Annotated in this window: 7 protein-coding genes and 1 pseudogene; all 8 read right to left on the bottom strand. The window is 27.4% G+C overall.

The features are described from left to right. Nucleotides 1-5 precede the first annotated feature (5 nt). Complete coding sequence (hsdR, locus tag CLPUN_RS12655) at nucleotides 6-2,393, bottom strand: EcoAI/FtnUII family type I restriction enzme subunit R (RefSeq protein ID WP_077847638.1); 2,388 nt, start codon at nucleotides 2,391-2,393, stop codon at nucleotides 6-8. 179 nt (nucleotides 2,394-2,572) lie between these two features. Further along, complete coding sequence (locus tag CLPUN_RS12660; RefSeq protein ID WP_077847639.1) at nucleotides 2,573-3,388, bottom strand: DUF6602 domain-containing protein; 816 nt, start codon at nucleotides 3,386-3,388, stop codon at nucleotides 2,573-2,575. Nucleotides 3,389-4,063: 675 nt separating this feature from the next. Next, nucleotides 4,064-7,132 (bottom strand): hypothetical protein, encoded by a 3,069-nt coding sequence (locus tag CLPUN_RS12665; protein ID WP_077847640.1) that lies wholly within the window; start codon nucleotides 7,130-7,132, stop codon nucleotides 4,064-4,066. Then, nucleotides 7,123-8,712: an NACHT domain-containing protein gene (locus tag CLPUN_RS12670; protein ID WP_077847641.1), complete on the bottom strand. Its 1,590-nt coding sequence runs from the start codon at nucleotides 8,710-8,712 to the stop codon at nucleotides 7,123-7,125. Before CLPUN_RS12670 ends, CLPUN_RS12665 begins: the two co-directional genes overlap by 10 nt. 170 nt (nucleotides 8,713-8,882) lie before the next feature. Then, entirely contained in the window at nucleotides 8,883-9,581 is a 699-nt protein-coding gene (locus CLPUN_RS12675; RefSeq protein ID WP_077847642.1) for a hypothetical protein, read from the bottom strand. A 121-nt stretch (nucleotides 9,582-9,702) separates the two neighbouring features. Then, nucleotides 9,703-10,599, bottom strand: coding sequence for a hypothetical protein (locus CLPUN_RS12680; RefSeq protein ID WP_077847643.1), 897 nt, complete (start codon nucleotides 10,597-10,599; stop codon nucleotides 9,703-9,705). Between the two features lie 2 nt (nucleotides 10,600-10,601). Next, nucleotides 10,602-11,912 carry an FRG domain-containing protein gene (locus CLPUN_RS12685; RefSeq protein WP_077847644.1) on the bottom strand — a complete coding sequence of 437 codons (1,311 nt, stop codon included), beginning with the start codon at nucleotides 11,910-11,912 and terminating at the stop codon, nucleotides 10,602-10,604. A gap of 384 nt (nucleotides 11,913-12,296) precedes the next feature. Next, nucleotides 12,297-12,534 (bottom strand): annotated as a pseudogene (locus tag CLPUN_RS12690) (IS4 family transposase); the annotation flags it as partial.

Here is a 12,534-nt window from a genome sequence, read left to right on the forward strand (position 1 = left end):
AATTCTTATGCTATTGTATAAAGTTCTTTAACTAACTCCTTAATAGCTTTTTCATATTCCTTCTTACCACCAAATACTTTCTTAACTATTTCTAGTTGACTACCTATCTCTTGAAAATCTGGCAGCTTAAGTACCTTTATATCTTCTATGTTCTCAATACCTTCATTTGAATATTTTTCTAATAACTTTTCTAATACAATTCTAGCTTTCTCACTATACTTTCCAAAGTAATTTCTCTTTTTAACATTATTAGCTCTTTCTTTTCTTGTTAAAACTGGCATATCATAAGCTATATGGCATATTAAATCAAAAGTATCCATATCGCAGCCAACTTCATCTTCTAAATCTTCTAAGAATATTCCTTCTTCTTCTAAATGAAGTCTTAACTCTTCCTTCTTTTCTGTTTCAGTCCATTTTCTAAGAAATTCATCTAATGTTGCAAATTCTTTTCTTATATTTTTCTTAGTATAATCTACTAATGATTCTGTAATAAGCTTCCCATCTGCACCATAATACATGACTCTATCATTAATGACCCTTACTTGTACATCATTAACATAATATTTCTTTCTGCTTTTATCTCCATCAAATGGATCATTTATAAATCCCGAACCTTCTCCATTATAATCTCTTGGAGTATCATAAGTTATATCCCCATTGTCTTCAGGATCTTCATCTCCCGCCTCCTCTTCTTCATCAGGTATTTCATCACAATCTACTTCTTTAATTCTTACTGGATCTCCATCAAAATCTTTATCTGCAAATAACCTTGATACATCTCTAAAGTCTATAAGAGTAAAATACATCTTCCCATAATCTTCTCTAATTCTAGTACCTCTTCCTAATATCTGCTTAAACTCTATCATTGAATTTATTTCAGAATCTATAACTATAAATTCACAAGTTTTGCAATCTACTCCTGTCGTTAGTAACTTTGATGTTGTAACTAATGTAGGATATTTTTCACTTACTTCTATGAAATTTTCAAGTTCTGCTTTTCCTTCGTCATCATCACCAGTAATCTTCATTACATACTTAGGATTTTCAGCTACTAAATCAGAATTTTCATTAGCTAATGCTCTCCTCATTCTATTTGCATGATCTATATCTACACAAAAGAAAATAGTTTTAGCCATTCTTTTATTATTCTTCTTTAAATAACCAGAAACATACTTTGCAACAACTTCTGTTCTATTTTCTAATACTAAACTTCTATCAAAGTCCTTTTTATTATATATCCTATCTTCTAGTTCTTCACCATATTTATCTCTCTTGCCCTTTTCTGGCCTATATCCTTCAATATCTCTATCAAGTGCAACTCTTATCACCTTATATGGTGCTAAGAATCCATCCTCAATTCCTTGTTTTAAAGAGTATGTAAATATAGCTTCTCCAAAATAATCACTATTAGATACCACATTAGTTTCTTTAGGAGTTGCAGTTAAACCAATCTTTGTTGCACTCTCAAAATGATCAAGTATTTCTCTCCATGCAGAATCATCTTTTGCACTACCTCTATGACACTCGTCTATTATAATTAAATCGAAATAATCTTTACTATACTTCTTAAATAACTTCTTTTCTTCAGTTTCTCCTGTAAGACTTTGATAAAGTGCAAATTGAATTTCCCTAGACTTATCTGCTGTTCTGTTTTTAATCTTATTTATATTATCTTTAAGCGGCTTAAAATCTCCTATAATAGTTTGATCTACTAATATATTTCTATCTGCTAAATATAGAATTCTCTTTTTAGAACCAGATTTAAATAACTTATAAACTATTTGAAATGCAGTGTAAGTCTTACCTGTACCAGTTGCCATTACAAGTAAAATCTTATCTTTCCCTTGAGTTATCGCCTCAACACTTCTATTAATAGCTATACGTTGGTAATATCTTGGCGGAAAGCAATCTTGATCATAGTAATAATTATGTGTAACTACTTCTTCTTGATCATCTGTTAACCCTTTATGAGCTTTATACCGATTCCATAATTCCTCTGGTGACGGAAATTGTTCTAACGTTAATTCTCTTTCAATTTGACCTTCACTTTTTGTTCTGTCGTGCTCTATAAATCCATCTCCATTTGATGAATATACAAATGGAATATCTAAAATTTCTCCATAATTTAATCCTTGTTGCATACCTGCATCAATAGAATGAGTATTATCCTTAGCTTCAATTATTGCGAGTGGTAAATTGTTTTTATAATAAAGGATTATATCAGCTCTTTTTATTGTTCCTCTTGTTACTACCTTTTTTCTTACAATAATTCTTCCATCCGTAAAACTAATCTCTTGAGCAATTTGTTTTTGTCTATCCCAACCTGCATCTTCTATTGAAGGCATTATGTACTTAGATATTATACTTGCTTCACTAAGGCTCTTTTTATTCAATGCAATCCCCCCTGTGCCCAATCTCTATTATATAAGTTTAACATATAATCAGCTTACCTTTTAGTATTTTTTTGTAAATTTATAGTTTTTACCCAAGGTGCTTCTTCATTTTCCAATAATATTAACTGCTTTATTAATAATTCAAATATAAAACAGAAAAACATTCCCATCGTAACTTTCTAAAAATTCAAATATATATCCCCATTTTCTAATTTATATATCTCTTTACTCATTTCTAATGGATATAAAAACTCAAAATATTGATTACTTAAAATATTAGGTGAAGTTATTCTATAAACTGTTTCCATTAAATTTGATATAAAGTATCCAAATGAAAAACCTTGCATATTATTAACCTCCTCTTCCATAACTTTTCTATATGACAAATTATATGCACTATAGCACTTTCTTTTGTCAGATGATGATGGATTTCCTTTCTCCCAATACCTTATAAAGTTGTTGCTACCTAAAGATAAGCAATTAAGATATCCTTCTAATCCTCTAAGTTCTTCTGCTAAACTACTATTGGCAAATCGCGAATTAAAATTAATCTTATTATCATAAGCAAAAATCCCATTGAATATCTTCCTATTTCCTATTATTTTTCCATTTTTTTCTGCTTTTTTTATTACCGATAAATCATTTCTTTTAGATGTTAGCACACTTGTAGTTGATGTAGATTTAACTTCTATAATTCCTATAACACTTTCAGGCATAAGTATTACAAAATCCCCTTCCGAAAATAGCTTTGGATATTGCTCTTTATAAATAATTATGTCAATCTGATTAGTTAACTTCCCCTCATTATTCTTTACAAAACCTGTACCAACCGACACACTATTTGGAAGAATCCGCTTAAGATAATTAATTAAAATCACTTCTTTATATCTGCCATCTTCTCCCCAATGATTATCATCAATAAAAAATCTCACCCTATCTTTTATTGCAATAAATTCTGCAGCAATTGATTGCTGATACATTAATTCACCATTCATTCTGTATCCTCCACAAAATATTATGTATTTATATGAATTTTCCTTTCCCAATTATATATACTTCATATATAAATATTTTTAATGATTTATTTTACGTACAGTTGAGACATTCCTACAACAAAATACTTAGCTACATATTAACTTAAAGATCAATCCATATGTATCAGATAGATAAGCACTGGTACCACATAATAATCTTTCCATATCAGGCGATATCTTTGTAGCCTTTATCCCTTGCTAAACTACACATACATCCATAGTTGAGTTATAAATTCTTAGTTTATTTTGTATTTCTCTTAACTTCTTATGTCTCCTTTTTCAAACCTTGAGACTTTACTCTTCCTAATTCTATCATTCTCTCTTAATCATTCTAGTAATAATATTTTTAGTATCTTGCCTACAAATTACTGATTTTTCTGCTTGTCCACACACTTCATATAAATCTAAAACTCTGGTCCCTGGATTGTCACCATTCGAAAATTTACAGTGATATAATTTGAATTTAATTTCATTATCAATTTGTAATTTCTAAATCAATAAGCTAATCTATTTTATAAGGCACACTATTATGGATTTTATTAATTATTGTAACAGACTATCATATTACACTTATATATGTTACAGTTTAATAAATATTATATTTCTAATAAAAGTTCACAAAATTAATCAGATTGATTAGATTCCTATACTTCTTGTTAAATTCCTTACGTGTAAAATTCCGCTTTCAAACATATCATCCCATGCGTCAAGACACTTATAAAAAATTTTATCATCGTAGTCAAAAGATTGATCATAAAGTCTTAATAATAATTCTGATATATCTTCAACACTATAATTTAAACTTCTAGATCGTTCTTTAAGTTCATTATTACGTATTTTGGAAACAGTATCACATATACCAAAAATTATATCAGAAAAATCTAACAAATCGTCCTTATAGTCAAGCAATATATGCAACAATATTGTATTATCAAAAAAAGATTTAGATAAAATATATTTCTTTACAAATTTTATATTATCTTTAACTTCAAGTATATCTTTATAAAATGCAAAACCAGTTTGTTTTCTTACTTCTTCATTGTCATCATTTATGAATTTTTCTATTATTTCTCTACATTTCCCAGCATAATCAGGTTCAGCTATCAACTGAGATGCTTTTAATATTACAGCCTTTTTTTGACTTACAGTTCCATTACAACATTTCTCTAAGTATTCATCAAATATTCCATATAATATATTATATGTTGAAATCATTTCTGATGCTTTTTCCAAAATTTCTTCATTTGATGATAAAAGCATTTTATCTATTATTAATGAAATTGCTTCTGTATGAGTTTTTATAATGTAATTAATAAACTTTATGGAATAATAAGTTCCAGCTACCCTTAAATCATCTTTTACAGCAATATTAAACCACTTCACTGCCTTATTTATATCAATGTTTATAACAGGCATAAGGGCAAACACTGATGACATTCTAACAACTGGATGAGGATCTTGAATAAGTGCCTCAATTGCAGGCGTTACCTTATCAAGCAAATCTTTATTATTCCAGAGTAATTTCCCAATTGCATCTGCTGCTAGCCCTTTCACACAATTAATTGTATTATCGAATAGAGTGTGTATTGTTACATTGTCCATATTTCCATCCCAGTTAGCATCACATAAATCAAGTTTTCCATTTAGAGGATCAGGAAAGTTTATCGCCAACAATATTAACATATCTATTATTTCTACTGGCCATATTTCTTCTGCTCTTTCACTAATCAGCCTACAAAAAGAAATTGCAACGTTTCTGTCATTTAAGCATTTAATCTTTTTTAAAACGGTTATAATTGTTTCTATTGATGCTGGTTGCCAAGTTTTTTTAATTTCTTCAGGAAAATTATCATCTACCTTAAGTAACCTTAAAGCATCAAGTATTGCAACTATATATAAAGGATGAGTTTCTTTTGGAAACTTTAATAATAATTTTGCAAATCTTTCAGGATAATACTTTGCAACAATTAACAAACTACTTGAAAATTGAAATATTGATGATTCAACATCATATTCTTCATTAATGGATTTTGTTTTTCCAAAATAATCAAAAGAAATATTTTTATTCTTTATGATTTTAAGCCAAGCTTTTTCACTTATCTTTAAAAGATTTTTATCTATAGAAGATTTAATCCAATGTGTATCCAACTTTATTCCTCCCATAATATCTTCTCTAGTACAACCTATATATCTTCTTTCTAACACTCTCAATAATTCAAATGTTTTTTTATTAATTCTTTTCTTATCTAAGCATGATAAGAGCAAAAACTGAGTTTTTCCCCAATAATGGTGATAGTATCCCATTCTTCTAATTTCTAAATAATATTTAGCATTTTTAGTTTCATTAATCTCATGGTAATTATATATTTTATCTTCAATAATGCTAAATATATTTTCGGAACAATAGGGACTTTGATTCTGAATTATTTGACTTGCTAATAAACAGTGAGAACCACCAATACTATTACCGACTTCAATTCTTGTAATATCCTCCACTAACCAACCAATTGCCATATCAGCATATTCTTTAGATATACCAGATAATATTTTAGCTGTTATTGCATTCATTGTTGCTGAATTATATAACATAATTTGATTAATTTTATCTATAAGAATCTGAAAACTATTCTGAGCTAGATTTATTCCTGCTCTGATAAGTAGTTTCATTATCCCTTTTTCTATTTGTATTTGACCATATTTAGAATTATCATAAAGTAACTGATAATTTATGTAAGATACATCCAACTTATATATAGCCAAATTTACATATTCATCTATTAAAATATTCCATACAGAAAATGGATCATTATCAGCAATCATTAAAAGTGCCTCCATATCCACACTATACCAGCTAAATAATCTATTTCTCTGAAACTGAATATTATCATCATCAATTTCATTGTTAATTAAAAGTTTTAATGCTGTTTTTAAGAGTATTAATGTCTTAATTGGTACCTTTGAACAAATATTTTTCCAATTAACAAAATTCGGATATTCTTTTTTTCTCATCATATCAATTCTTATTTCAAATAACGATTCTGAATCATTTTCTATATCTTCTCCTAAAATGTAATTTATTGTTCTATTCCACTCTTTACTTTCATCTATATGTGGTTTTAAAATTTCCGCAATTTCATCAGGTATCTTTTTGCAAACAGATTTTAGAATATTCACACCTTGATTTACTTCTTCTTTGTCTTTTGAATTTAACCAACTATTTATAATATTTTTTTTTATTAAAAGCCTCACAAAAAATTCATTATTAATAATAGTTGTATTTATTACATGCTGCTTCCAGTATAGATCTTCAACAAGGGCTATGATAATATTTTCTAGATACCTATTAGGATTGTTGCTTTGACCAATAACCTCCAATACCAAATGTTTAAAATTAAATCTAACATTCTCAGCAAATAGAATATCATTTACTATTTTAGTAAATTTTTTTTGAGATTCCTCAAATAATAGGTTTAACGCCTGCCGAAGTTGTTCTCTCCTAAAAAGTGTCTGACTTTCCTTATTTCCAATCCAAGTAAGTATGTCTCCTCCTTCAGCGATTTCATTCACAACTTTTTCAGCCAAAAGAAAATCCAAATAACTCTGATGACAAAAACTAATAATGTTATCCTGTTGCTGTATTATTCCATTTGATTGCATAGCAGTAATTACCTTGTCAGAAAATGTTCTTACATAACTTAAAGGCATAGATATTTTCCCATTTTTTCACAATAATTAATAAATCCATCTAAAGTATTTTTAAGATTAGTAAAATTTATAGTTTCTTTTTCAATATCCTTAATTTTTTTATTCCAAAATTGCCTTAATAAATCAATTGATGTAGTAAAATTAACATCTTTATTTTCTTTACTTATTTCACACCACATAGCAAGATTTTGTGGAATTGATAATAATTCCTTCTGTTCAAATGTCAGATTATAATAAAAATCTCCTATGGTGGAAATAATCTTTTCTGTAGGTAATTTATTTATTTCTATTCTATTCCATACTTCTTCATTATTTTTATTTTGAAGCGTTAACCAATTTCTTATCTCTGGATCATGATTTAAATCAAAATTCCTACAAGCTATTAAAGCTTTGATATCTTTGCCAATTCTTCTTAATGATAATACTTCTCTGATTAATGCCTTACAAACATCCATAACATCCATCGAATGATTACTAGTCCATCTTACAGCATCAAGTTGATCAATTATTAAAATACATGGTTTTGTCCCTGAAACTGCACTTATACACTGAACCGGTGAATCTGGTAAATCCATACTTTTACCATATTGCAAAGTGGAATTTTTCGGTATCTTTCTATCCACTCTCAGTGGTAGATAGGATATTTCTTCTAGTTCTAATTTTTCTATCACTTCTAGCAACACGCCACTTTTGCCAATCCCAGAATTTCCATGTAAGATAACTAGTCCACCTTTTTTCAACGCTTCAAAACATTCAGCAGTTTCATTTCTAGAAATAATATTTCTATTTATTAAATTTTGAGAAATTGATTCTTTAAAGTCTATTCTAAGTTTCTGTATTGTTGGAAGTATTCTAGTATCTCTAGTCAGAAACTTAGGTATAGCTCCATTTTTCATTAGAAAATTATATAAGTCATCGCAATAAATTGGGTTACCAAGTCTATCATTTTCATTGGCATAATTTATCAATGTATTATAAATAAACTCTGTATCTCCTGCAAACAAAATACTGATTTCTGTTAATAAATCTTGTTTACTTTCATAATCACCTAAATAAACAGTTATTTTCAATCTCCTAAGGTAATCAAAAACTTCAGCTCTATTTTCTTTTTTGTTTTGATCTAAATCTAAACAAATACAAAAATCACTATAAATCTTTGTTCTTGACTTACCTTTTTCAATAATCTGATATTGATAGAAATTTTCTGAATTTCCATCTGACATACGAGCACTTTCACATACATCTGCCAGAACTGTAAAACCTACTCCAGAAACAAGCATAAATTCATAACTCTTATCTCTACTTAATTGATACTTCATATTTTTTAAAATATTTTTTTGTTTTAAATCTCCAATTGTCCAATGTTCATTACTTCCATTTCTTGCTTTGCATTGTTGAGCTTGCCTAACTCCATCTTTATACTGTATCCAAATATCAACACCATGCTCATCATCACCAATAGTTTCTATCGTTACAGACTTTAGTTCTTCTCTTAATAACCGTAAAAGCTGTTTTACAAGCCATCTTCCCTCATGACGATTTCCTAGCTTGTCAGCCCTTCCACCAGATTCCAGTGCCATTAAGATTCCTCCTCCTCTTGCAACTGAATATATCTCAATCTACTTTCAAAAAATGAATATTATTTTTTATTATGATTCTATCATTTTAGCTGACCTAATTATCACAACATGTACATATTAAATTATCTGATTGAATATTTACTCTGTATCAGATTATCTCATTACTATGATTATGAAATAATACAAGCATTAAAAGCTGCATTTTCTATAGCACTAAAAATTAATGATACTGCATTAAAGACATCACATAAATGAAATTTTGTATACTTCTTTTCAACTTGATCCCATTCTTTGTGTACAAATTGATTTCGTATTTTTCTAACATAATTTAAATAATCTAATTCTTTTTTTAAGATTTCTGTTAAATTTAAATCACAGCACTCACTTATCTTTTTAATATAAAATAACACTTCATTGTCTCCTTTTTCTTTTCGACCTATAGAAATTGATCTTTCTTTACAAAACCAATTCGTAATCTCATTTAATGAACTTTCCAAATATGACAATACCAAAAGCAACATTGTACATTTATTTATATTTTGTGAAAGTTTTTCCCATACATTAACTGGCGAAAACATATACACTGGATCAAAAATTTCATCAATTTCTTCCACACTATAATCTCTTTCATCTTTATATCCATTTACTAATTCAAATTTTCCTTCTGAATCTTTTATTATATGTTTTAATTTATTTTCCAATTCATATAAAATAAAAAAACAATAATCATTAATTTGTGCTAATTCTTCTTCATATTTTATAAAAGGATATACCATACTTATACTTGAAAACAAACAATACTGCAATTCTTTGTTATTATCAAATTCTTGGCTCTCGACTAGCCCCTCATTGTCAAAATATATTTTCATAATAATCTCCTATAATTATATATTAGTTATTCTTATGCATATATTCTCAATATAAACCAACTTCCTAGAATTAATCTACTAAGTATATGGATAATAGGATAGAAATTGGTTTATTAGATTGCTAATAATACAAGCACCAATCAGGTTGATATTTATGTGTAGCTTTTTCAACTTCACTAATCCAATCGGCAATATCTTGAACTCTACTTTGTAATTCCTCATAACTCATGGAAGTTGTATCTGCCTCTTGCCACAATGTTTCAAATGCATATTCAATACCATCTTTAGGATAGCAAACACTATCATGATCTAAATTTGCTTCAAGTGCTCCTGTTCCATTCTTTTCTGTTTTTCCTTTAATCGAAATATGTCCTACATACCAACCTTCATAAGTTCTTCTTATAGTATATGTGTCTTCATATCCCCATCTTGCTGTGTATACCTTAAAACTCATATCCTTATCTAGATTTATATCTCCATCAACATTTTTCCAATTCCTACCATTTCCAATTAACTCATAGTACAAATCTTCTATAGCATGAAAATGATTATAATATTCATTAATGTCATCCTCTGGTAAACAACCTCTATTAATAATCATTTGTTCAGAATATATTGGCATATATATATGATGTAGTTTAATTGCTAATTCAATAGCCTTTCCTATATTTTCATCATAAGTTTTATGGTCAATATTAAATGAGTCAAAACAACTTTTTAAGATATTATATAACTTAATATATTCCTCCTTTAATATCTCATTTTGAGCTACATACATATCATATTTGTTTTTCAAATTTTTTATATACTCAATACATTCATCTGTTATCTTAAACTTTGTATTTGACGTTTCTTGAAAAAAATCTAATATAAAACTATTAATATCAGCTTGCTTAAAGTATAAGATACTAGCTATATCCCCCTTTTCAAATTCTATATTATTTAATTTACTTTCTTCTAAATATTTCTTAAATAATTTAACCATCAGATTTCTTTTTCTTGCATCTTTATACTTCATAATTATATCACCATACTTTCATATTTATCTTTTATATGTAGTACTAATCCCTGTATATCTGGATATATATTTTCATGATTTATACCCAATAAATTTAGTTGTTTTCTTATTAATCTTTTATATTCACTTGGAATTATAAATTCACAAACATCCTTATTCAGTTCAATATAGGTTTTATTTATTCCTTCCTTATTTATAGAAAAAAACTTATTATATTTTAAATATTCTAAGAATTCTTTGCTATTCCATTCTTCTCTTTTATCAGCTATTATACTTAAATTTTCAATATATGCTTCAATTTCCTTATTACTTTTTCCTCTAAAATCAAAATCTAATAATTTACGTAAAAATGGTTGTTCAATACATTTGGAATATTTCGCTGAATCTAGAATTCCTTTTTTTAAATATTTTATGTATTTATCTCGAATTTCAATAAGGATTGAAAAATAACCTTGTTGTGCTCTTATTCTGGAATTATTATATGTCGTTTCTATAAATATACAATTTTGCTTTTTTTCAATAATCTCCTTAATAAAAGTGTGAATCTCTTTGTCCTTCTCTGTTATATTATTAACTTTGAAGTAATCTTCTAATATAATTGATATATTTCGAAATACTTCATCATTAAAATTATAAATTTTTTCAGCTATATGTGCAAATACATGAGCATCTTTATCTTCATTTTCTGACACTGCAAAAAATAGTGCAATTAATGGATTACTTGTCCAATCTAGTAACCTAGTTGACACCCCTATATGTTGCATATCCACAACATTATCTAAAAGAGTTCTTCCTGAATTTATTTCTTTTAAATTATTTTTTATAATTTCTTTATAAATTTCTGCTTCTTTATTTTCAGTATAATTTCTTCTATATATACTTGGTTCTAATTTAAAGGATAAATCTGACTGTCCTCTAAACAAAATATCTTTATCTAAATTAAAGAGATTAATAATTTCCAGATACTCATTTACATTCCTTATAGATATTTTACTGAAATTATTTTTTTCTGATTTATCACTTACATCTATGATATTACCTTTCTTCTGATTCTCTATAATTATATCTTTTATTTCAATTCCAAACGTATTCAATTTAAATTCCTTTTTTATTATCCTAAGCTTTAATATATTCGTAGTACTTTCAACTAATATCCCTAGTTGAGATACTCTTGATGTGGTATCAAAAATTATTATGAGTCCTTTTGATACAAATTCATTGCTATTACATTGTAACTCAATATAATTATTTTCGTAAGCGTAAAAGAATCGACGCGTAGCAGTAGCAAAATTTAAATGATAAAATAAACCCAACGGAAAAACTTATATTCTCTGTTGGGTACAATTTTATATAGAGATAATTATTTGGTAGTCTTAATGCGCAGTTCATCTGGAATGTTTTCGGCCCACGGCATACATTTTTCTAATATATCACGTTCTTTAAATTCTGCATTTGCAAGCATTTCAAACAAATATACTAAATACTTTTCTACTGCTAAGCCCTGACTTACGGACAGTCATTTGTATTAAGCACGCTTAATTTCTAAATAATTTATATATTTCATTATAATTACAATGGTAATTAATAAAATAAAAATCTTATAATCATATATATTCATAAATATGAAATTTATTGAAGTAAAAATAATCAAACGTCCCCTTTGAACATTTAAAGGAATTATTCCCCAATTGAATAACTTATATATCATAAAGTACAAAATCAAATCTGAGCTTGTACTTCTTGGCAGAAGAATCATAACATCTATTGAACCATTTCATACCAGAAGTAAATAAGCTATATATTCTAACAACTTTATTATGTATCTTTTTTGTAGCACCTATAATTTTACTTTTTTTATTCTTAGAACAGTCTGCTCCTAAGATTATTATCCAAGTATATGCCATGCTTACACATAAATATAGGTTTTTAAAGTAG

Origin of the sequence: Clostridium puniceum (genome assembly GCF_002006345.1) — a bacterium.
Classification (GTDB): domain Bacteria; phylum Bacillota; class Clostridia; order Clostridiales; family Clostridiaceae; genus Clostridium; species Clostridium puniceum.